General features: G+C 64.0%; 25 protein-coding genes. 11 read left to right on the plus strand and 14 right to left on the minus strand.

Annotated features, from left to right (window positions below):
- Window positions 1-1,825 (minus strand): threonine--tRNA ligase (gene thrS / locus KDJ86_RS11045; RefSeq protein WP_521085280.1); only part of this gene is annotated, 1,825 nt, incomplete at its 3' end.
- 255 nt (window positions 1,826-2,080) lie between these two features.
- Here thrS and mbfA point away from each other — a divergent pair.
- Window positions 2,081-3,058, plus strand: a complete 978-nt coding sequence (gene mbfA, locus KDJ86_RS11050; protein ID WP_291745533.1) for an iron exporter MbfA — start codon at window positions 2,081-2,083, stop codon at window positions 3,056-3,058.
- 58 nt (window positions 3,059-3,116) lie between these two features.
- Here mbfA and yidD read toward each other — a convergent pair whose 3' ends face one another.
- Complete coding sequence (gene yidD, locus KDJ86_RS11055) at window positions 3,117-3,452, minus strand: membrane protein insertion efficiency factor YidD (protein WP_291745534.1); 336 nt, start codon at window positions 3,450-3,452, stop codon at window positions 3,117-3,119.
- A 278-nt stretch (window positions 3,453-3,730) separates the two neighbouring features.
- Between yidD and KDJ86_RS11060 the strand changes: the two genes are divergently transcribed.
- Window positions 3,731-4,216 (plus strand): YHS domain-containing (seleno)protein, encoded by a 486-nt coding sequence (locus KDJ86_RS11060; protein ID WP_291745537.1) that lies wholly within the window; start codon window positions 3,731-3,733, stop codon window positions 4,214-4,216.
- Between the two features lie 4 nt (window positions 4,217-4,220).
- On the opposite strand, the gene KDJ86_RS11065 is transcribed toward KDJ86_RS11060, so the two are convergent.
- Both KDJ86_RS11065 and KDJ86_RS11070 read right to left on the minus strand, forming a co-directional pair.
- Complete coding sequence (locus KDJ86_RS11065; protein WP_291745540.1) at window positions 4,221-4,541, minus strand: hypothetical protein; 321 nt, start codon at window positions 4,539-4,541, stop codon at window positions 4,221-4,223.
- Entirely contained in the window at window positions 4,538-4,999 is a 462-nt protein-coding gene (locus tag KDJ86_RS11070; protein WP_291745598.1) for an iron-sulfur cluster assembly scaffold protein, read from the minus strand. The genes KDJ86_RS11065 and KDJ86_RS11070 overlap by 4 nt, the downstream gene beginning before the upstream one ends.
- A gap of 152 nt (window positions 5,000-5,151) precedes the next feature.
- On the opposite strand from KDJ86_RS11070, the gene folE reads away from it, so the two are divergent.
- Both folE and hisI read left to right on the plus strand, forming a co-directional pair.
- The gene (gene folE, locus KDJ86_RS11075) at window positions 5,152-5,787 is read left to right on the plus strand and encodes a GTP cyclohydrolase I FolE (protein WP_291745542.1); all 636 of its coding nucleotides are present in this window, start codon (window positions 5,152-5,154) and stop codon (window positions 5,785-5,787) included.
- Between the two features lie 58 nt (window positions 5,788-5,845).
- Window positions 5,846-6,298, plus strand: a complete 453-nt coding sequence (gene hisI / locus KDJ86_RS11080; RefSeq protein WP_521085281.1) for a phosphoribosyl-AMP cyclohydrolase — start codon at window positions 5,846-5,848, stop codon at window positions 6,296-6,298.
- Window positions 6,299-6,313: 15 nt separating this feature from the next.
- Here hisI and KDJ86_RS11085 read toward each other — a convergent pair whose 3' ends face one another.
- From KDJ86_RS11085 to KDJ86_RS11095, 3 genes are all read right to left on the minus strand, one after another.
- On the minus strand, window positions 6,314-6,745 hold the full coding sequence (locus KDJ86_RS11085) for a CBS domain-containing protein (protein WP_291745547.1): 432 nt from the start codon (window positions 6,743-6,745) through the stop codon (window positions 6,314-6,316).
- Between the two features lie 155 nt (window positions 6,746-6,900).
- The gene (locus tag KDJ86_RS11090; RefSeq protein WP_291745550.1) at window positions 6,901-7,650 is read right to left on the minus strand and encodes a rhomboid family intramembrane serine protease; all 750 of its coding nucleotides are present in this window, start codon (window positions 7,648-7,650) and stop codon (window positions 6,901-6,903) included.
- Window positions 7,651-7,884: 234 nt separating this feature from the next.
- Window positions 7,885-8,814, minus strand: a complete 930-nt coding sequence (locus KDJ86_RS11095; protein ID WP_291745552.1) for a LysR family transcriptional regulator — start codon at window positions 8,812-8,814, stop codon at window positions 7,885-7,887.
- Between the two features lie 108 nt (window positions 8,815-8,922).
- On the opposite strand from KDJ86_RS11095, the gene KDJ86_RS11100 reads away from it, so the two are divergent.
- The 5 genes from KDJ86_RS11100 to KDJ86_RS11120 all read left to right on the plus strand — a co-directional run bounded on the left by KDJ86_RS11100 (window position 8,923) and on the right by KDJ86_RS11120 (window position 12,752).
- Window positions 8,923-9,210, plus strand: coding sequence for a hypothetical protein (locus tag KDJ86_RS11100; protein WP_291745554.1), 288 nt, complete (start codon window positions 8,923-8,925; stop codon window positions 9,208-9,210).
- A 71-nt stretch (window positions 9,211-9,281) separates the two neighbouring features.
- The gene (locus tag KDJ86_RS11105; protein WP_291745555.1) at window positions 9,282-10,274 is read left to right on the plus strand and encodes an MBL fold metallo-hydrolase; all 993 of its coding nucleotides are present in this window, start codon (window positions 9,282-9,284) and stop codon (window positions 10,272-10,274) included.
- Window positions 10,275-10,622: 348 nt separating this feature from the next.
- On the plus strand, window positions 10,623-11,231 hold the full coding sequence (locus tag KDJ86_RS11110; RefSeq protein ID WP_291745558.1) for a PAS domain-containing protein: 609 nt from the start codon (window positions 10,623-10,625) through the stop codon (window positions 11,229-11,231).
- A 141-nt stretch (window positions 11,232-11,372) separates the two neighbouring features.
- A complete protein-coding gene (locus KDJ86_RS11115; RefSeq protein WP_291745560.1) occupies window positions 11,373-11,951 on the plus strand; it encodes a PilZ domain-containing protein in 579 nt (192 codons plus the stop codon).
- A gap of 282 nt (window positions 11,952-12,233) precedes the next feature.
- Window positions 12,234-12,752, plus strand: coding sequence for a transglutaminase-like cysteine peptidase (locus tag KDJ86_RS11120; RefSeq protein WP_291745562.1), 519 nt, complete (start codon window positions 12,234-12,236; stop codon window positions 12,750-12,752).
- 135 nt (window positions 12,753-12,887) lie between these two features.
- Here the strand turns inward: KDJ86_RS11120 and KDJ86_RS11125 are convergent, their stop codons facing one another.
- The 3 genes from KDJ86_RS11125 to KDJ86_RS11135 form a co-directional block, all read right to left on the minus strand.
- Window positions 12,888-13,862, minus strand: coding sequence for a S1C family serine protease (locus tag KDJ86_RS11125; RefSeq protein ID WP_291745564.1), 975 nt, complete (start codon window positions 13,860-13,862; stop codon window positions 12,888-12,890).
- A gap of 113 nt (window positions 13,863-13,975) precedes the next feature.
- Window positions 13,976-14,503: a gamma carbonic anhydrase family protein gene (locus KDJ86_RS11130; RefSeq protein ID WP_291745566.1), complete on the minus strand. Its 528-nt coding sequence runs from the start codon at window positions 14,501-14,503 to the stop codon at window positions 13,976-13,978.
- 28 nt (window positions 14,504-14,531) lie between these two features.
- Window positions 14,532-14,861: a DUF6949 family protein gene (locus KDJ86_RS11135; protein WP_291745567.1), complete on the minus strand. Its 330-nt coding sequence runs from the start codon at window positions 14,859-14,861 to the stop codon at window positions 14,532-14,534.
- A gap of 150 nt (window positions 14,862-15,011) precedes the next feature.
- On the opposite strand from KDJ86_RS11135, the gene KDJ86_RS11140 reads away from it, so the two are divergent.
- Window positions 15,012-15,755 (plus strand): hypothetical protein, encoded by a 744-nt coding sequence (locus KDJ86_RS11140; RefSeq protein ID WP_291745569.1) that lies wholly within the window; start codon window positions 15,012-15,014, stop codon window positions 15,753-15,755.
- Between the two features lie 18 nt (window positions 15,756-15,773).
- Here the strand turns inward: KDJ86_RS11140 and KDJ86_RS11145 are convergent, their stop codons facing one another.
- From KDJ86_RS11145 to KDJ86_RS11160, 4 genes are all read right to left on the minus strand, one after another.
- Window positions 15,774-15,983 carry a DUF3126 family protein gene (locus tag KDJ86_RS11145; RefSeq protein ID WP_291745571.1) on the minus strand — a complete coding sequence of 70 codons (210 nt, stop codon included), beginning with the start codon at window positions 15,981-15,983 and terminating at the stop codon, window positions 15,774-15,776.
- Between the two features lie 27 nt (window positions 15,984-16,010).
- Complete coding sequence (gene cysE, locus KDJ86_RS11150; protein ID WP_291745573.1) at window positions 16,011-16,844, minus strand: serine O-acetyltransferase; 834 nt, start codon at window positions 16,842-16,844, stop codon at window positions 16,011-16,013.
- 158 nt (window positions 16,845-17,002) lie between these two features.
- Entirely contained in the window at window positions 17,003-17,761 is a 759-nt protein-coding gene (locus KDJ86_RS11155; RefSeq protein WP_291745575.1) for an alpha/beta fold hydrolase, read from the minus strand.
- Between the two features lie 213 nt (window positions 17,762-17,974).
- Window positions 17,975-19,228, minus strand: coding sequence for a JmjC domain-containing protein (locus KDJ86_RS11160; protein WP_291745577.1), 1,254 nt, complete (start codon window positions 19,226-19,228; stop codon window positions 17,975-17,977).
- A gap of 535 nt (window positions 19,229-19,763) precedes the next feature.
- On the opposite strand from KDJ86_RS11160, the gene KDJ86_RS11165 reads away from it, so the two are divergent.
- Complete coding sequence (locus KDJ86_RS11165; RefSeq protein WP_291745579.1) at window positions 19,764-20,012, plus strand: zinc-finger domain-containing protein; 249 nt, start codon at window positions 19,764-19,766, stop codon at window positions 20,010-20,012.
- Window positions 20,013-20,022 lie beyond the last annotated feature (10 nt).

Below are 20,022 nucleotides of genomic sequence, written 5' to 3' on the forward strand. Positions count from 1 at the left end.
AGACGAGAATGACCGGAACCTTGGCCAGCGAGTGCTCGCGGACCTTGTAGTTGATCTTCTCGTTGCGGAGATCGGCCTCGGCCCTGAGACCGGCCGCATCGAGCCGGGCGAGGACCGAGCGGGCATAATCGTCGGCGTCCGAGGTGATCGTCGCCACCATCACCTGCACCGGCGAGAGCCACAGCGGCAGGTGGCCGGCGTAGTTCTCGAGCAGGATGCCGAGGAAGCGCTCCATCGAGCCGCAGATCGCCCGGTGGATCATCACCGGGGTCTTCTTCTCGCCGTCCCTATCGACATAGAAGGCGCCGAAGCGCTCCGGCAGATTGAAGTCGACCTGGGTGGTGCCGCACTGCCAGTCCCGGCCGATGGCGTCACGCAGCACGTATTCGAACTTCGGCCCATAGAAGGCGCCCTCGCCGGGGTTGATGCCGGTCTCGATCCGTCCGCCGGACTGCTCGGCGATCTGGGCGAGCACCGTCTCCATGATCGCCTCGGCACGATCCCAGGCCTCGTCCGACCCGACACGATGCTCCGGACGGGTCGAGAGCTTGACGGTGATCTTCTCGAAGCCGAAATCCGCGTAGGTCGACAGGATGAGGTCGTTGATCCGCAGGCATTCCGCCGCCATCTGCTCCTCGGTGCAGAAGACATGGGCATCGTCCTGGGTGAAGCCGCGCACCCGCATCAGCCCGTGCAGCGCGCCGGACGGCTCGTAGCGGTGCACCACGCCGAACTCGGCCATCCTGAGCGGCAGGTCGCGATAGCTCTTCAGCCCGTGCTTGAAGATCTGGATGTGGCCCGGACAGTTCATCGGCTTGATGGCGTAGACCCGCGCGTCCTCCTCCTCGCCGATGTCGCCGGCCGGCCGCGCCGCGAACATGTTCTCGCGGAACCAGTTCCAGTGGCCGGAGGTCTCCCACAGCGACTTGTCGAGAAGCTGGGGCGCGTTGACCTCGTCATAGGCGCCCTTCAGGCGGCGGCGCATGTAGGCGACCATCTCCTGGAAGATCGTCCAGCCCTTGCCGTGCCAGAAGACGGTGCCCGGCCCCTCTTCCTGGAAATGGAACAGGTCCATCTCGCGGCCGAGTCGCCGATGGTCGCGCTTCTCCGCCTCCTCGAGCATATGGAGGTAGGCGTCGAGCTCTTCCTTGTTGTGCCAGGCGGTCCCGTAGATGCGGGTCAGCATCGGGTTGTTGGAATCGCCACGCCAATAAGCACCCGCCACCTTGGTCAGCTTGAAGGCGGGGCCGACCTGCCCGGTCGAGGCCATGTGCGGCCCGCGGCAGAGGTCGAACCAGTCGCCCTGGAAGTAGATCTTGACGTCCTGGTCCTCGGGGATCGCGTCGATCAGCTCGACCTTGTAAGCCTCGCCCTTGTCGGCGAAGACCTGCTTGGCCTTGTCGCGCGACCAGACTTCCTTGGTGAAGGGGGCGTTGCGCTGGATGATCTCGCGCATCTTCGCCTCGATCGCCGGCAGGTCCTCGGTGGTGAAGGGCTGGTTGCGGGCGAAGTCGTAGAAGAAGCCGTTGTCGATCACCGGTCCGATGGTGACCTGGGTGCCGGGAAAGAGCTCCTGCACCGCTTCCGCCATCACATGCGCCGCGTCGTGGCGGATCATGGCCAGCGCGCGGGGGTCGTCGCGGGTGACGATCTCGATCCGGGCATCGGCGGCGATCGGATCGGAAAGGTCGGCGATCTCGCCATCGACCGCCACCGCCACCGCCTTCTTGGCAAGCGACTTCGAAATGCCCTCGGCGACCGCGCGCCCAGTGACGCCGGCGTCGAGTTCGCGAACGGAATTGTCGGGGAAAGTGAGTTTGACCATCATGTCTCTCCTGCTCACTCCCGCGTACGGGCGCGGGTAAGCTGTTGGTGCGGCGCAGCGACGGCCGCGACGGGTGCTACGTGGAACACCGGCGCGGTCCAGTCAAGGGCACGAATGCGCCGGCCGCGCCGATATCCCGGCCGATCGGCCCGCGGAACGGGGTGCCGCGCGGGATGCCTTCCAGCGCCGCCGCACTTGCGACTTGGCGCCCAAAGCGCTTTCTTGGAATGATTCCAGAGTCAAAAGGGCCGCGTCATGCCGTTCCTCCCCTTCGCCTCCCAGAAAGCCTTCTCCGACCTCACCGACCGGGAGGTGCTGGCGCTCGCCATCCAGAACGAGGAGGAGGATGGCCGCATCTACCGCGAGTTCGCCGACAAGCTGCGCGAGTCCTATCCGGCCACCGCCGACATATTCGTCAAGATGGCCGAGGAGGAGAACGAGCACCGCCGGCGCCTGCTGGAGCTCTTCCAGGCGCGGTTCGGCGATCACATCCCCCTCATCCGGCGCGAGGACGTGCGCGGGTTCATTCGTCGCAAGCCGGTCTGGATGACCGACAGCTTCAACATCGACGCGATGCGCGAGCGCGCCGAATCGATGGAAGCGGAAGCCGCCAACTTCTACCGCCGGGCCGCGACGCGCAGCGCCGATCCCGAGGTGCGGAAGCTCCTCGGCGACCTCGCCGACATCGAGGATTCGCACGAGGCCCTCGCCCACAGGCTCGAGGAAGGCGTCAGCGAATCCGACCGCGACGAGGAGCGCGAGACGGCGCGCCGCGCCTTCGTCCTCCAGATCGTCCAGCCCGGGCTGGTCGGCCTGATGGACGGCTCGGTATCGACGCTCGCTCCGGTCTTCGCCGCGGCCTTCGCCACCCACGACACCTGGGCGACGTTCCTCGTCGGCATGGCGGCGTCGGTCGGCGCCGGCATCTCCATGGGCTTCGCCGAAGCCCTCTCCGACGACGGCACCCTGACGGGGCGGGGCCATCCATGGGTACGTGGCTGGGTCACCGGCCTGATGACCACGATCGGCGGCGTCGGCCATACGCTCCCCTACCTCATCCCGCATTTCTGGATCGCGACGATCGTCGCCATCGCCGTGGTGGCGATCGAGCTCTGGGCGATCGCCTGGGTGCGGGCCCGCTACATGGATACGCCCTTCCTCCGCGCCGCCTACCAGATCGTGGTCGGCGGATTCCTCGTTTTCCTCACCGGGATATTGATCGGCAGCGCCTGACCGGAGGTGGCCAGGGGACGGATTCTGCCCGGCAAATCACAAATCGATCACGCGTGAGCTAAAGATCGAGCCGCGTCTTCGGATCGATATGCTCGCCGGTCCAGTGGCCGTAGCGCCACGGCAGGTACCAGCGCGCCCGCTCGGGCAGTGCCTCCGGCACCGGGTCGAAGCCGGAGGCGCCGAACGGTCCGCAGCGCTGGATGCGCGACAGCCCGATCCAGGCCCCGCGCCACAGCCCGTATTTCCTGATCGCCCCTTCCGTGTATTCGGAACAGGTCGGCAGGTAGCGGCACTCGCGGCCGATCAAAGGCGAGAGGAACAGCCGGTAGAGGTGAATCAGGCCGATCCCGGCAAGCCGGGGCAGTCGCGTCAGGAAGGTCACGACCTCGGCCACGGGATGGATCGCTCTTTTCAAAGGGTTTGCGGAACAGGCTGTCGGCGGCGTCCGGTGGGCGCACTCGCCCACGCGGGCCGCGCCGACACCCTTGAAATCTGGAATATCCCGCCGGCGCTTTCAACCGCGCCGCCCGCCCGGCCCGAGCGACCGCCGGCCGGTGTCTCAATTCCGCTTCACGGGAAGATGACCGAGAGATGATCCGCGCTCGCCGCCGGAAAGGCTAATCTTCCGGCCAGCCCGGTCAGCCGGTCTCGTCAGCCAGGGAGGTTCGTACGATGCTTGCCGCACTCGCCACCCGTATCGCGGTGGCCGTGGTCACCGTCGGCATCGCCGCCAGTGCCCACGCCTTCGACCCGGAATCGACGTTGCCCATCAATGTCGACGCAACGGGCATCGCCTTGAAAGGCTACGACCCCGTCGCCTATTTCACCGACGGCGCGCCCATGCCCGGCGACGAGGCGATCACCGCCGCCCATGACGGGGTGACCTATCGCTTTGCCTCGGCGGCGAACCGCGATGCCTTCCTCGCCGCGCCGGCGTCCTATATCCCCGCCTATGGCGGCTTCTGCGCCATGGCGATGTCGCTCGGCTACAAGGTCGATATCGATCCGAATGCCTGGAAGATCGTCGATGACCGGCTCTATGTGCAGGCGAACGAGCGGGCGACCTGGGTATGGAGCGAGGACATCCCCGGCAATATCGCCAAGGCGAATGGCTTCTGGCCGAAAATCATGGACAAGGCCCCGGCGGAACTGCGCTAGCCGCCTACCGAGGGGGCCTGCCGATTCCGTTTCGTTCCGTCGAGAGCCGGGCCCTGGGCGGTCGCAGGGTCCTGGCCCTTGGTGTCGCGGCGTCGAGTTGGTCGGTGTCGATCCGGAGATAGCTCTTGCGCTGCGCTTCGGTCAGCGGTCCGTCGGTCGCGGATTGCGTCAGTCGGTCGATGACCGAATCCCAGTAGCGGATCTCCGACCGCTCCGGCGCATCCACGTTCGGCTCGCGCAAGCCATCGTCGGCGATGGTGCCCGCCGGGGCGATCAGCCCGAAGGCCAACGCCAGCCCGGCGCCGGTGACGGCGATATGTCTCAATCCGCCGCCGATCCTGCCACGGCCGGCGCCCTCGCCGCCTCGATCTGGTCGAGCGCGTCGACCACCGCGTCGAAGGTCAGCATCGTCGAGGCGTGTCGGGCCTTGTAGTCGCGGACCGGCTCGAGGAAGCGGAGGTCGGCGAACCGGCCCTCCGGCGGCGGGCCGTCTTCCTTGAGCATGCGCAACATCGTCTCGCGCACCGCGCGCAGTTCGTCGGCGCTCGCCCCGACGACATGCCGCGCCATGATCGACGACGACGCCTGGCCGAGGGCACAGGCCTTGACCTCATGGGCGAAATCGGACACCTGGTCCCCGTCCATCTTGAGATCGACCTTCACCGTCGAGCCGCAGAGCCGCGAATGCGCGGTGGCCGATGCGTCGGGGGCGTCGAGCCGCCCGATCCGGGGAATGTTGCCGGCAAATTCGAGGATCTGCTTGTTGTAGATATCGTCGAGCATGGATGACATATAAGCGCGTTGGCTCCCGTCCGCCATAAGGTCGCCGGCGGTCTCTGGCGCGACAGTTGGGCGGCGGCTCTTCGCAATCTCGAAAACCGTCGCTATATAACCCCGCTTAGGGGCATGATCGCCCCGATACCCGGAGCCTTTCGATGGATGTCCCCTTGAAGAAACCGGCACCGCAGGACGCGGAATCGGCCGAGCCCGCGCGGCGCCCCGATCGCGCCGAGGCGGAGGCCGCCGTCCGCACCCTGATCGCCTGGGCCGGCGACAATCCGGATCGCGAGGGGCTCCGCGACACGCCGAAGCGCGTCACGGCGGTCTTCGAGGATTTCTACAGCGGCTACCGGGACGACCCCACCGGGCTTCTCCGGCGCACCTTCGAGGATCTGGGCAGCTACGACGACATCGTCGTGGTCCGGGACATCCCCTTCTACTCCCATTGCGAGCACCACATGGTGCCGTTCGTCGGGAAGGCGCATGTCGCCTATTATCCCGGCGAAAGCGTCGTCGGCCTGTCCAAGCTGGCGCGCGTCGTCGACGCCTATGCGCGCCGCCTGCAGACGCAGGAAAGGCTCACCGGCCAGATCGTGGCGACCATCGACGCGACGCTCAAGCCGCGCGGTATCGCCGTGATGATCGAGGCCGAGCATCAATGCATGACGCTGCGCGGCGCGCACAAGCACGGCGCGTCCACCGTGACGACACAGTTCACCGGCGTCTTCCGCGACGATCCGGCCGAGCAGCAGCGCTTCATCTCGCTGGTCAGGAGCGGTCGGTCCGACTGACGTCGGGTTCCGTCCGGGTCAGCGCCTTCCGCGGCACCAACTTCCGGCAGGTCGAATGATGGTCGCACCCTCCCCTCGCTTTGCGCCGCGCGGCGACCTCGAGACGGTCGAGACCGGCACCGCGCTGTCGCCGAAATTCGACGCCGACGGCCTGATCATCGCGATCGCCGTCGACGCGGATGACGGCGGCGTGCTGATGGTCGCCTACATGAACGACGAGGCCCTGTCCCGGACGATCGAAACCGGTGAGGCGTGGTTCTGGAGCCGGTCGCGTCGCAAGCTGTGGAAGAAGGGCGAGGAGAGCGGCAACGTTCTGGTCGTCGAAGATATCCGCGTCGACTGCGACCAGGACGCAATCCTGGTCAAGGTGCGGATCGCCGGCGACGGCGTCGCCTGCCACCAGGGCTATCGCTCCTGCTTCTACCGATCCGTGCCCACCGGGGCGCCGCCGGCGCCCGATCTTGCGCTGTCCTTCGACGCATCGATGCGGCGCGTCCCGCCGAGGGACTGACCCCGCCGGTCACGCTCAGGCGGTGGCGATGTAGGCGCGCATCTCCTCGGCCTCGTGCTCGACCTGCTCGATCCGCGCCTTCACCACGTCGCCGATCGAGATGATGCCGGCCAACCGGTCGTCGGTGACCACCGGAAGATGCCGGAACCGTCCGTCCGTCATCCGGGTCATCACCTCGTTGATCGTCTCGTCCTCCGAGCAGCTGATGACCTGCCGGGTCATGACGCTGGAGACCGGATCACCGAGTATCGACGGCCCCTTCTGCCCGATCGTGCGAACCACATCGCGTTCCGAGATGATGCCTTTGACCTTGAGCTGCGAATCCACGATGACCAGCGCACCGATCTTGCGCGCCGCGAGTTCAGCCACCGCGTCCGCGATCGACACCTCGGCCGCGATCGTCGCCACGTCACGCCCCTTCTGGGCCAAAATCGATCCAACATTCATCAGGTCGCCCTCCTCGGTTCTGTGCGATGACCGGCATTTCTCCTCATGTCCGCCGGTCGCCGCGAAGCTCCCCGCCCTCGGTAGCGACAACGATGGAGCCTGATGCGGCGGCTGGCAAGTTGCAGCGCAGCACAAATTTGCGGCTGTGGATTGGATCAATCCCGGCGGTTGGACACCGGGTCGAGGAGCGGAAACAGCAGCAGACCGACCAGAAAGCCGCCAATATGCGCTTCCCAGGCGATCGCGCCCGACGCGAGGCCTGTTGCACCGCCGAAGAGGCCGAAAAGCAGGTTCAGGCCGAACCACACCCCGAGGAAGCTGAGGACGCTGCGGTTGCGGATGGCCGCCGCCAGCGGCGGCGCCGGGTGGTGGTAGGCCGCCGGACCACCGCCGCGAAAGCCGGCGATCGGCCCTCCGGCCGAGAAGACGAAACGCGCCGCCCCGGCCATATGGGCCGAGATCGCCGCCGATGCGCCGACCATCGGGACCGCCGATGACGGGTGGACCGCCAGGTGCAGGAAAGCGCCGCCGACCGCGCCGGCCAGCGAATAGACCAGGAAGCGCGACGCCCCGAAGCGAATGGCGACCGGGCTGCCAAACGCCGCGAGCCAAAGCCCGTTGAAGATCAGATGGCTCCAGTCGGCGTGGAGAAAGGCGTAGGTGACGAAGCTCCATATCTGCGCCGCCGTTCCGCCCGGAATCGGCGCGCCGAAATAGCCGGGGTCGGTTATCCGGACGGGAATGAAGGAAAAAAGCAGGAGAATCTCGACATTCGCATCCTCACCCAGGACCCACATGCGCACCGCGTGCACGGCGGCGAAGGCGCCGAGCAGCAGGAGCACGACGCCGGGCAGGTTGAAGATCGGCTGGCTTTGCGGCGTATCGCCGGACTCGGGATTCGTCATTGGCGACCGAGCATAGCGCCAGACGGGGCCGAGGAAAGGGCGCCACGGATATTCCGCGCGATGGAGGCTCCTTTCGGGTGCTCGAGCGCGATGGCGCAGGTTGGCATCCGCCCGGAAGCAGCATCGACGAGCCACGAAGGCGGTATCACGAAGCGATTTCACAACCGGCCGTTCGCCAGGGCCGACGATGAATGCCCGGCGTGGCCCGTACCAGACCGCAAGCTGGCGCCCGGCTCAGGCATCGGCACCGGAAGCGACCTCCTGCAATGGCCTGTCGCCCCGGAAGGAGCGCATGTCCCGATCGACGATCTCGATGATGAAGTCGATCACGGTCCGCACGCGCCGGATCCTCGCCATGTCCGGATGAAAGACCACCCAAATCCCCCGCGCACCGACGACGATCTCGGTGAGCCGTGTAAGCGTCGGCTCGGCATCGGCGAGGAAGCAAGGCACCGCACAAACGCCCATGCCGACGATCGTGGCATTAAGCGCCGCGATGAGGCTGTTGCAGCGCATCACGACGTGTGCGCCTTCGCAGTGGGTGTCGAGCCATTGGGCTCCCGGCGTACCCGCCATCGTCTCATCGAACCCGACGACGCTGTGGCCCGACAGGTCGGCGGGGTCCAGAGGCGTCTCCATTTGCTCCACGTAGCTTTCCGCCGCGTAGAGGGACCAGCCGGCATCGCAAAGCCGCCGTGAGACGAGCTCGGCAGCTTCGGTCGGTACCAACCGCAGAGCGATATCCGCCTCGCCGCGGGAAAGGTCCAGCGAAGCATTGGTGCTGAGTACGTCGACGGTGAGATCGGGATGCCGCGCCCGGAGTTCCGTCAGGCGGCGGACCAGGAACCCCGTGAAGGCCTCCGACGTGGTGACCCGAACGAGGCCGTCGATCCGCTCGTCTTCCCCTGCCACGCGCCGTTCCACGGCATCGGCCGCGCGCTCGGCCTCCTCGGCGAGGGGGGTTATCGCCGACCCGGCCTCTGTCAGGGCAAAGCCTTCCGGCGTGCGCGTGAACAGGCTGGCGGAAAGTGCCGCCTCCAGGGCCTCGATGCGCCGCCCGACCGTCGTATGTCTCACGCCGAGATTCCGTGCAGCGCCGGCCAGCGACCCGGCGCGGCTCACCGCCAGGAAATAACGCAAGTCGTTCCAGTCGAACTTGTGCATTTCGGCACCGGACCTGTGCGTTATTCGCGAATTCTCATGGCCGCACAGGCGAGCCTACTCTTCGGCCGTGACTTTTTCCACGAACCGACGGCTGAGGAGGATTTTGTCATGGCTACCATGCTCGTGAGACAGCGCGTTGCCAATTTCGATACCTGGAAGAAGGTTTTCGACCGGTTGGAGGATGTCCGCCAGCAACACGGCATTACCGGCCACAGTGTTCATCGCGACGCGATCGATCCGAATATGGTCGTCGTGGTCATGCACGCGGGTGCGCTGGAGGATGCCAAGCGCTACGGCGCCTCGAAGGTGCTGCGCGAAGCGATGAAGGAAGCCGGCGTCGAAGGCGTGCCGGAGATCTCCTTCCTCAGCGATGTCGAAGACCTCCACGCCGCGTAAGCGCGCATTGGAGATCAGGACGACCAGGAAAACCCATGCGTCATGAGCAACGGAAACCGGAGGAGGGTTCCATGTTCAAGCAACTCATCACGGGTCTCGTCGCACTCGCCGGCGCGGCGACCGCCGCCTCCGCCGCGGCCCCGCTTCCCGACGTGGCCAAGGGCGTCGCCATTCCCCAGGACAAGGGCTATTTCGTCGAGGAGATCGCCGACGGCCTCTACTGGGTGACCGAAGGGGTCTACACCACGATGTTCCTGACGACCGGCGAGGGAGTCATCATGGTCGATGCCCCGCCTTCGATCGGGCAAAACCTTCTGAAGGCGGTGGCCGAGGTGACCGATGAACCGATCAAGTATGTGATCTACACCCATTCGCACGCCGACCATATCGCCGCCGCCGGCCTCTATCCCGCCGATGCGATCGTCATCGCTCACGAGGCGACCAAGGCCCGGCTGGAGCGCATGGCGGATCCGGACCGGCCGGCCCCCTATGGCGTCTTCGTTGGCGGAGCGGCCGTGCCGCTGCCAACCGTCACCTTCTCCGACACCTACACGCTGACGGTCGGTGACCAGACGTTGGAGCTTGCATATCGAGGCGACGACCACGAGCCCGGAAACATCTATGTCTACGCCCCCAGGCAGAAGGTTCTGGAGAAGATCGACATCGTCTTCCCGGGCTGGGTTCCGTTCATGGACCTGGCCGTTTCGGAAAACGTGATGGGCTACATCAAGGCCCATGACGAGATCCTTTCCTATGACTTCGACAAGCTTGTCTCCGGCCACTTCGGGCGTCTTGCGACCCGAGAGGATGTCGAAACCCAGAAGGCCTATCTCGAGGACGTGGTGGCCAACGGCCTGACTGCGCTGAAGACGGTCGACTTCATGTCGATTGCCCAGCAGACCGGATTCGACAATCTCGCTGTTCTCTTCGACACCTATCTGACGGCGCTCGGGCGCAAATGCGCCGACCTCACCGAGGCAAAATGGGTCGGACGGCTCGGCGCCGCCGATGTGTGGACCGCGTCGCATTGCGGCAGGGTGATCGAATCCCTCAGGATCGACTGAAACCTGCGGTCCATGGACTAAAAAGATGACCGCCCGCCGCGGAAGCGGCGAGCGGTCGACCACGTCCCGTTATGGACACCCCGCCGTGGAAGCCTGTCATTTCGGGAGCCTTGCGCCGGCCCCGAAACCCGTGCGCGCACACTGCGATGTCCGGCCGAAAGGCGCAACATCCCACGTTTGTTAACCTTACGCCGGCGCTGTCCGGGTTCCTGCGAAGGCGCCGGTGCCCCAGGTCGGGACTGGCACATGCCCTGCAGCCTGGTCCCTTCTCATCGGAGACGGGCGCAAGACCTGTCCCGATACAGGACGCATTTCGCACAGGCGTTCGTGATCAGGGGTGGCATTGTTTTGAAACACAAGACGTCGCGTGAGCTCTACGACTACTGGGACCGGATTCGTGGCGGCGATCCGGCACCCAGACGCAGTGATATCGAGCCGGGCGACATCCGCTCGATCCTCGCCGATACCTTCATCCTCGAAGCGGAGGACCGCACGACGTCGCTGATTCGACTGGCCGGCACCCGCATGTGCGCGCTCTACGGACGCGAGATCAAAGGCCAGGGCTTCTTCGATTTCTGGTCGGATGACGATCGCCCGGCAATCGCCACGCTTGCCACCGCGGTCACCGAGGACGGGGCGGGCGCCGTGATAAGCGCGAACCTGTTTTCCTCGCGCCAACGGCCGGCGCACTGCGAATTCCTGCTCCTGCCCCTGCGCCATGGCGGCCCGGCCTATGACCGTGTCCTGGGAAGCTGCGCCGCCTTCGAGCGGCCCTTCTGGTTCGGCAGCGAGCCGATTATCCGCCAGCGTATCGTCAGCATGCGTTTGATCTGGCCAGACAGCCGGCCGCATTTCATGCGGCCTTTCGACAGGCGCTCGCCGCCCCCTCCGCATGTCGACGGGCCCGGTCTCCGCCGCCGTGGCCACCTCTTCGTCTTGGACGGCGGCAAACCTTAAACGAAATCTCTATCCGCCGCCGGCCACGTTACGCCTCGTTAACCCAGACTTACTATTTCTGGGGACCGAACATGAAACTGCTCCGGTTCGCGGTCACGATAACAAATGCCGATAGCGCAGGCGTTTCGCCAGAGATCACTGATGCGTCGACAGGACCGGCGGCGGTTCCAGCGTGTCCCCGTGACGCTCCTCGGTCGCTTCATGCTCGAGGACCGTAGGGAATATCCCTGCCAGACCATCGATATGTCGCCCGGCAGCGCCGCGATCGTCACGCCGGTCTCGGCCCGCATCGGCGAGCGGGTGGTCGCCTATATCGATCATATCGGCCGCATCGAAGGGCGTGTGGCCCGGCGGTTCGACGGCGGCTTCGCGATCAGCGTCAATGCCACGCTCCGCAAGAAGGACAAGCTCGCCGCCAAGCTGACCTGGCTGGCGAACCGGCATGAGCTGAAGCTCCCGGAGGACCGGCGCCACGAACGGGTCACGCCGGAGACTCCGGTGGCCAGGGTGGCCCTCCCCGACGGCCGGGAGATGCAGTGCCGCATCCTGGATCTGTCGCTGTCGGGTGCCGCGCTGGTATCCGAGTTCAAGCCTCCGATTGCTTCCCCGGTGACGATCGGCTCGCTCCGCGCCAGCGTGGTGCGCCACTTCGAGGACGGCTTCGCGGTGGAATTCGCGGTTCTCCAGACAGAAAATTCGATCCACGACAACCTGCGCTGACCGTCGGATCAGCCGGAACGCCGCCAGGGCCGCCCTTCGAGGCGGCCTTTTCGTTGGTTTGCCGCGGGAAATTGCATAAAATTTTAGACGAATTTGTCTCGAATTTGTTTTACTTTGTCGCGACCAACTTAGACTGAAATCAAAACTTCGATGTCATAGTCGTCCCTGGCTGGAGGGGACACTATGCGCTTTATTACACAGACTACACTTTTTCTGTTTCTCGTTTTACTTATCGGCGCCAACGAGAGCGCCGTCGCGAGAAGCCCGAACGCCTCGCCGTTCATGGCGACGACCGGCAAGACCACGCAGCCGATCGGCCATCACGATTTCTGCATGCGCCACGCCAGCGAATGCAAGGCCAACGCGAAGGGCGGCCAGCGCGTCAAGCTGACCCCGGAAGCATGGAACATGCTCGTGGAAGTCAACGACACGGTCAACGCGATGATCAAGCCGGAGACTGACCAGGATCTGTTCGGCAAGGCCGAGGTCTGGGCCTACCCGACGGAAGCCGGCGACTGCGAGGATTTCGCGCTGCTGAAGCGCCGCATGCTGGCCGAGCGGGGCTGGCCGATCGGCGGATTGCTGATCACCGTCGTCCGCCAGTCGTCCGGCGACGGGCATGCCGTGCTCACCGTTCTGACCGATCGCGGCGACCTGGTGCTCGACAACCTCGAGGGTGAGATCAACCTGTGGAACGGCACGCCGTACCGTTTCCTCAAGCGTCAGTCGACGGCCAATGCCGGCGAATGGGTGTCGATCGACGATGGCCGCGCCGCGGTGGTCGGCAGCCTGCGGAAATAGGGATCGACTGACGAAATCCGGAAATACCGATTGGGCCTGGTCACGTCCCCCCCCCCGTCCCCCAGATCAGGTCCATTGAGCCGGCCCCCGCCCCGGGGCCGGCTCTCTTTTTTCCGGTCGGCACGCGCGCGCCGGTCAGTGCATGCTGGGGGATTTCAGGAAGTCGCTGCGGTCGCCCGACGTCACCCGGATATCCGCCGTCCGCCCCTCCTGGAAGACGGTCAGCGGCACCTCGGTGCCGGCCGCCCCCAGCGCCCAGATGTTGCGGAAGAAGCCGGCCAGGTCCGTCACCTCGGCGCCGTCGACCGCGAGGATGATGTCGCCATTCTTCAGGCCTGCCGCGTCGGCCGGAGCACCGCTCGCCGTACCGGCGACGACGACATTGTCGTCGACCTCGACCGCGTAGATGCCGAGCCACGGCCGCGGCGGCCGGTTCGGACGGCCGACGGTCAGCAGGTCGTCGAGGATCGGCTCCAGCAGGTCGATCGGCACCACCATGTTGAGGTGCTCGTCAGCACCCTCGCTCGATTGCTCGAGCCGCAAGGAGCCGATGCCGACGAGGTCGCCCGCCGGCCCGATCAGCGCCGCCCCACCCCAGGAGGGATGCGCCGGCGCGGTGAAGATCGCCTCGTCGAGGACATATTCCCAATAGCCGGCGAATTCCTGCTTGCCGATGATCCGCGCGGCGATCGCGCCGCTCCTGCCGCCGGCAGCGGCAAGCACGACGTCGTCCCCGAGCCGCAGCGAGGCCGACTGGCCGATCCCGATCGCCGGCAGGTCGACCCGGGCGAGTGCCTGGACGAGCCCGAATCCGGTGGTCTGGTCGTATCCGAGGACGTGGCCGGGGACCGTCCGGCCGTCGCTGAGCCCGATCCAGACGGTCTCGGCCTCGGTCACGAGATAGCCGATGGTCAGCACGATCCCGTCGTTGCGGATCAGGACGCCGCTGCCCGAACGCTGGGTGCCGAGGATATCGGCGGTGAAGGCATCGTCGGGGACGACGGCCGTGACGCCGACCACCGCCTGCATCGCACGGTCGAGGTCGTAGTCATAGTCGCCCGCTCGGGGCTGCATCGAGTCGGGGATCTGGGGGTTGATCTGGGTCGGCATTCAAAAAAGCTCCGTGGCGATTGCATTGAACCATGGACGCCGCCACGTCCGGTCCGCCCTCCCCTCCATATATAGGCAACTTCCCCTGTCCGGCACCGCCGGACAGTCTCTCGTCAGGCCGGCCCGAGCCCCTTGGCGAAGCGCTGCCAGTTCTCGACATAGTGGTTGGACGACCACCGATTGCGCTCGATCTCCTCCTCGCTCAGGGGCCGGGCGACCTTGCCCGGCATGCCGATGACCAGCGAGCCCGGCGGGATTTCGCGGCCCTCCGGAACCAGCGCGCCCGCTCCCACCAGTGAATTATCCCCGATTTTGGCACCATTGAGGACGATCGCCCCCATCCCGATCAGGCAGTTGTCGCCGATCGTGCAGCCATGCAGGATCGCCCGATGGCCGATCGTGCAGCCGGCGCCGACGGTCAGGGGAAAGCCCTCGTCGGTGTGGAAGACGCAGAGCTCCTGGACATTCGACCGCGCGCCGATGGTGATCGGCTCCTGGTCGCCGCGCAGTACGGAGCCGAACCAGACGCCGGCCGCCTCGCCGAGCCTGACGCGGCCGATCAATACGGCGTCGGGCGCCACCCAGAAGGTTCCATCCGCGGGCAATTCAGGCGAAACGCCATCCAGTGCATATGTCGGCATCGATCTCTCCACGTGCGGGTCCGGGACTTCAGGCCAGACTGTCCCGCACGCTCGATACCAGTTCAAGCACAAGAATGCCGGTGCAACCGCTCCAGATGCCCGCGATGACGATACCGGCGGCGAGCATGGAATGCGGAACACGCCCTTCGCGGATGCTGTTTCGCACGTTCTGGACGATGATGACCGGCCCGGCCAGGGCCCCGAATGCAATCGCCGCGGCCCAGGCGAGAGAGCCGCTTCCCGACGGACCGAAGCGCGGCGATTCGCAGGTCACCATCCGGTAGAAGCTCGCGGTGATGCCGGCGGCGACGAACCCGATCGTGCCGGCATAGACGAGAAGTAGCATCTCAGAGTTCAAACCGCTTCCTCCAGCTCGTTCCGCTCCGGGACAGCACCCGGTCCCGTTGAGGTTGAGCTGCAAGCGGCGTACCGTTGTGCTGACTTTTGATTCGACGTGAAACGCATTGGAATCGCACCGGTTTTGGCAAATGGCCGGGACACGCCGCGAATGGTAAATGTATCGTTAAGGGACAAGCCGGCCGAATCCTTCGGAGGCCGCTGGTTCGCCTGGTACCGGGTCCACCCGGTCGCCTATCTTGTGATCGGCGTGGCCGCCATCGCCGCGATCGGCTATTTCGTCAACGATGCCATCGAGGCCTATCACGACAGGATCGCGCTGCGCGGCCTGGACGGGAAGGCCCAGCCCGTCCGGCTGATCGTCGCCGGCGAGCCGGTCGTGGTGCCCGCCAACATGCTGCGCTTCCGCAAGGAGCGGCGCGGCGGCGCGGTCGACCAGGCCAATTTCCTTCTCCACTGGCCGAGCCTGGAGGGCTTCACCGACGAGCGAGCCGACGATTTCCGCGATACGGCGCCGGAGGCGCCGCTGATCTTCATCACCGTATCGGGCCGCGAGAATTCACTCGATTCGGATGCCCGCCTCGATGCGATCTACAGCCGCTATTTCGAAGGTCCGGAGATGGACGGCCCGGCCGGCCTCAAGGGCCGCCGGCTGAATGCCGAATCCGGCTATGGCGGCGAGATCGTCTATTACGGTCCCCGCGGCGCCCCACCCTACGTGGCGCGCTGCCTTTCGGTGGATACGCCCGAGATCCCGCCGACCTGCATCCGCGACATCAATATCGGCCAGGGCCTGTCGCTTCTCTATCGCTTCAACCAGAAATACCTGGGTGACTGGCGGACGATGGACGACCGGCTGCGGCGTCTGTTCGGCAGGTTCTTCAGGACACCATAGGGGATTCCCGACGGCCGGCTATTCCAGGTCGATATCCAGGATCGCCATGGTGAAATTGTAGGAAAGGTCGCCGTCCTCGTCGTCGCGGAAGACCACGCCGATGAATTCGTCGCCAATATAGACCTCCGCGGAATCGTCCTTTTGCGGCCGTTGCCGGACTTCGATCGCCGGCACGTTGAAGCGGCTGCGGAAGTAGTTCTCGAGCTTGTTGATTTCCTGTCGGGTCACAATTCACTTTCCTGGGCGGTTGGAAACCTAGATGGCGTCGCCATCCTCGGCGACCATCTGGTCCATGCTCCGGGCCGGGTCCTTGCACCCGGCCTCGCCGATGACGCGGGCCGGCACGCCGGCGACGGTCGAGTTGGCCGGCACCGGCTTGAGCACCACGGAACCGGCCGCGATTTTCGAGCAATGACCGACCTCGATATTGCCGAGGATCTTCGCCCCGGCGCCGATCAGCACGCTGTGGCCGATCTTCGGATGGCGATCGCCGCCTTCCTTGCCGGTGCCGCCGAGGGTCACGTCCTGGAGGATGGAGACGTCGTCGTCGACCACGGCCGTGGCGCCGACGACGAGTCCCGTCGCGTGATCGAGGAAGATCCCCTTCCCGATCCTGGCCGCGGGATTGATGTCGGTCTGAAAGACCTCGGAGGAACGGCTCTGCAGGTAGAGCGCGAAGTCGCGGCGTCCCTGGTGCCACAGCCAGTGCGCCAGCCTGTATGCCTGCAGCGCATGATAGCCTTTGAAATAGAGCACCGGCTCGATGTAGCGGTTGCAGGCGGGATCGCGGTCATAGACCGCGGCGAGGTCGATCCGCATCGATTCGCCGATCGTCGGATCGCCGGAAAGCGCGTCCTCGAAGCCGCGGCGTATCACCTCGGCGCTGACGACGGAGCTCTCGAGGCGCTCGGCGATGCGCTGCACGATGGCATCTTCCAGCCGGCGGTGATTCAACACCGTCGCGAAGACGAAGCTCGCCATGGCCGGATCGGATTCGACGATCGTCCTTGCGTCGCGCTGGATGTCGTACCAGACCGGATCAACGCTCTTGAGCCTGTCCGCGCCCGTTTCGGTGCTCACTGTCGACATTCCTGCTCTCCACCCGCCGCTGCGGCGGCGCACCCTATCACAGCGCCGACCTCTGTCCCAAGGCACCTAGCGATAGATCGGTAACGGTTACGATCCCATGACTTAGGTGCTTGCGGCGTCAGTGCAAGCCTCGCGCGACACCCGGCCGCAAGCTCCCGTCACGCTCTGTCGTCGAGGAATTTCAGCACCTCGGCTATGTAGGTCCGGTCCGCGGTCGCGAGCATGTGGTCGCGCCTCGGAATCACATGGACCTTCGAATTCGGGATGAATGTGCCGAGTTCCTCGGGCGAACCGGCGACCCGGTCATTCTCGCCGACGGCGATCAGCACCGGCACGTCGATCAGGGCCAGTTGCTCCGGGGCGACCGTCTCGCGCGCGACCCGCATGACATGCGCCAGGGCAAGGACGTCGCTCCCCGTCTGTTCGGCGAATTTGCGATAGGCGCGGCCGGGTTCGCCTGCCACGTCATCGAGGCTCGGCGCCTCCAGCGCCGCGACGATCGCGTCCTCGCCGACCATGCCGTCGACCATCGCCATCCCCATGCCGCCGATGACCAGGGAGCGGACCTTCTCGGGATGATTGATCGTCACGAAGGTGGCGATCCGGGCGCCCATCGAATAGCCCATCACGTCGACCCGGCCGAGGCCGAGGTGATCGATCAGGTTCGCCGCGTCGCGGGCGAGGTGTTCGACCCGATAGCCCTCCGGGTCGTAGAGCTTGCCGCTCTTGCCGTGGCCGCGCACGTCCATGGCGATCACCCGGCGCTCGGCGTTTTTCAGCGTGTCGATCCAGCCGGTCGCGCCCCAATTGACGACAAGGTTGGATGCGAAGCCGTGGATCAGGAGGATCGGCTCGCCCTCGCCGGTATCGAAAAAGGCGATCTCGACGCCGTCGGAGGAGAAATGCTGGATTGTCATCGGAACCTGAGGATTGGCATCGGGGCGGGAATGGCGGCGCCGGACCTTCCGGCCAGCATAGCCATCTGCTTGGCATGGTCTAACATGGGCGCGGTCGTTTCGAGTAACACCGTCCGCGATCGACGGACGCCAAAAAACGTCGACTGAACCTGGACCGCCTCCAGCGCCGGACGTCAGCCGCTCCTCCCGACAAAGTTTCGGGGCACCCCTTCCCTACGCAAAATCCAGTATCCCCGCCTGAAGTAGTTTTTCGCATATTGCTACCTTGTCACCTAAATCGTAGCAATCCGGCAATTCGCTACATTGAAATGTTCCTGAATTGTTTCGAATAAATTCAATCACATCGATAAGACGGCGCGACATCACCAATGAAGGACGGCCATTCAACAGAATCACAACCTCGTTCCGCGACGCATTGTCGACAAAATCGAGCGGCGTTTCCGATGACTTGGTAAGCCAGCTGCTGCCATCTAGTATCTTGTCGCTATAACGGAAGTTTGGCTTCCATTTGTCGTCAAAACGCGAAAAAGAATCATCTATATATTCATCCCGTAGCGCTTGGAAGAAATCTTCTTCTCCGATACCCAGCTTTCCAAAAATTTTGGATATCTCCTTATCTATTTTTATCTTATTGTATCCCCTCGTCCAATACAGCGGAAGCGGCTTCTGTGCTATCGAATTTTTCTCAAGCTCACTCTCCATTTTAAGAATAAGCGCACTGGTGAAAATTTGCACATACGTCTTTGGGATCACGACATATGAAACTGAAAGACTTGTCCTGTCTCTTGAAATCACTCGATGAGGAAAATCTGCCGGAACATAAAGAACATCTCCTGGAGCTAAATTATATTTTTCGACATCCCCGGAAAGAGACCGAATTTCCCATATTTTCTCTCCCTCTATCTGAAACGTAAACACATGATCGGAATCTACATGCCAGTCAAACGTTTTGCTCTCGGGTGGAGTCAGGAAAGCCGCTATGATTATTTCTTCTCTTATACATCCCGTAGCGGCCAGCAAATGGTTGTAAATTTTTCTCAAAACATGATTCGGCGATAAGAATCGCTCCAATCGATGCGCCAGTATACTCCTTCCATCATCAAAACATAGTTTCGTATCAAAGAAATTTTCAGTAACATATAATTTACGCAGACTTTTTAGTTTCGATAAATCAAATTCAGTGTTGTATGGATGATATTTATCCCGTCTTTCTTTTCCGACACTTGTCGTTCCATATCGAATTAATCCGGTTTCTCTGAGTAATTCAGTTAACTCTTCGATGGAAAACAGTTCGCTTGGCGAAAAAATGGCTTGCGAGTGTTGTGCGCGCGATCCCCATATCTCCGCGCCAAATGTTTCCTCTGAAACATCTCCGAAAATAATGTTCTCGATCTTTGCGGACATACCGACACCCCGAAGCGCCTTGGAGGCGGGTCTGTTTCTGGCCATCCGATCGGCCAGATTCACGGCAATGGTCGACTTCCGACCGCACCACAAGCCTGGCGCCAGGAACTTGCCATATGCTCCCGCCGGCAGAACGGTGGCGGCACCGTTGCCGAACAACTCTCACAGAGACAGACAGCCGGCGTTAGTCTATTCAGAGCCCCAGTTGTCAGGGCAGTGGGAGGTCTTCTCGGTCCTGGCTTCCGACTTCGACGCCGTCTTTGCTTCGGGCGCGCGGTAGAGCGAGGAACGGGGGCGCTTCTCGGATACTTTAATATCCGCCTCGCTGACTTTGGTCCGCGGTTTCTTTGAGGACTCGCCTTCCTTCTTTGACTTAGGCAATTTTTCCTCCATGGCAGTTCGTTAGCAACGTCGTTCTTGTGCAAGTTGCTTGTTGCTATTATTCCTTATTTTGGTGCCAGTTGCAATCTGATCGAACTCTAGGATAGCGCGCCATCGCAGCCGCTTGGAGTGTTGCGAAAGCCGCGATCCGCCCTTTCCCCTGCCCGCTCCGGCCGCTAATGTCGCCGCCAGCCAACAGACAAGAGATTGCAGGCCAATGGCAGACCATGTCGTCCCCCACTTCCACAACGATTCCGGCGTGGCCTCGATCGCCATCGGGGTCAGGGAATTCATGTGCGTCGGCGCGACGGCGCCCTTCGATCACCCCCATGTCTTCCTCGACATGGGCGACGACGACGAGAAGATCTGCCCCTATTGCTCGACGCTCTACCGCTACCGTGCCGGCCTCGGTGCCACCGATACCGACCCGCCGAACCATCTCTTCAGGGAGAAGACCGCGGCCTAGGCCGCGTCGC

The organism is Bauldia sp. (assembly GCF_020442045.1).
Classification (GTDB): Bacteria; Pseudomonadota; Alphaproteobacteria; order Rhizobiales; family Kaistiaceae; genus Bauldia.

Coding starts and splice junctions, on each gene's coding strand:
- KDJ86_RS11130 (WP_291745566.1), bottom strand. CDS start 14,503: ATGCCGACATATGCACTGGATGGCGTTTCGCCTGAATTGCCCGCGGAT.
- KDJ86_RS11105 (WP_291745555.1), top strand. CDS start 9,282: ATGTTCAAGCAACTCATCACGGGTCTCGTCGCACTCGCCGGCGCGGCG.
- KDJ86_RS11060 (WP_291745537.1), top strand. CDS start 3,731: ATGCTTGCCGCACTCGCCACCCGTATCGCGGTGGCCGTGGTCACCGTC.
- folE (WP_291745542.1), top strand. CDS start 5,152: ATGGATGTCCCCTTGAAGAAACCGGCACCGCAGGACGCGGAATCGGCC.
- KDJ86_RS11165 (WP_291745579.1), top strand. CDS start 19,764: ATGGCAGACCATGTCGTCCCCCACTTCCACAACGATTCCGGCGTGGCC.
- KDJ86_RS11115 (WP_291745560.1), top strand. CDS start 11,373: ATGCGTCGACAGGACCGGCGGCGGTTCCAGCGTGTCCCCGTGACGCTC.
- KDJ86_RS11085 (WP_291745547.1), bottom strand. CDS start 6,745: ATGAATGTTGGATCGATTTTGGCCCAGAAGGGGCGTGACGTGGCGACG.
- hisI (WP_521085281.1), top strand. CDS start 5,846: ATGGTCGCACCCTCCCCTCGCTTTGCGCCGCGCGGCGACCTCGAGACG.
- KDJ86_RS11120 (WP_291745562.1), top strand. CDS start 12,234: ATGGCGACGACCGGCAAGACCACGCAGCCGATCGGCCATCACGATTTC.
- KDJ86_RS11125 (WP_291745564.1), bottom strand. CDS start 13,862: ATGCCGACCCAGATCAACCCCCAGATCCCCGACTCGATGCAGCCCCGA.
- KDJ86_RS11140 (WP_291745569.1), top strand. CDS start 15,012: ATGGTAAATGTATCGTTAAGGGACAAGCCGGCCGAATCCTTCGGAGGC.
- KDJ86_RS11155 (WP_291745575.1), bottom strand. CDS start 17,761: ATGACAATCCAGCATTTCTCCTCCGACGGCGTCGAGATCGCCTTTTTC.
- cysE (WP_291745573.1), bottom strand. CDS start 16,844: ATGTCGACAGTGAGCACCGAAACGGGCGCGGACAGGCTCAAGAGCGTT.
- mbfA (WP_291745533.1), top strand. CDS start 2,081: ATGCCGTTCCTCCCCTTCGCCTCCCAGAAAGCCTTCTCCGACCTCACC.
- KDJ86_RS11100 (WP_291745554.1), top strand. CDS start 8,923: ATGGCTACCATGCTCGTGAGACAGCGCGTTGCCAATTTCGATACCTGG.
- KDJ86_RS11090 (WP_291745550.1), bottom strand. CDS start 7,650: ATGACGAATCCCGAGTCCGGCGATACGCCGCAAAGCCAGCCGATCTTC.
- KDJ86_RS11095 (WP_291745552.1), bottom strand. CDS start 8,814: ATGCACAAGTTCGACTGGAACGACTTGCGTTATTTCCTGGCGGTGAGC.
- KDJ86_RS11070 (WP_291745598.1), bottom strand. CDS start 4,999: ATGCTCGACGATATCTACAACAAGCAGATCCTCGAATTTGCCGGCAAC.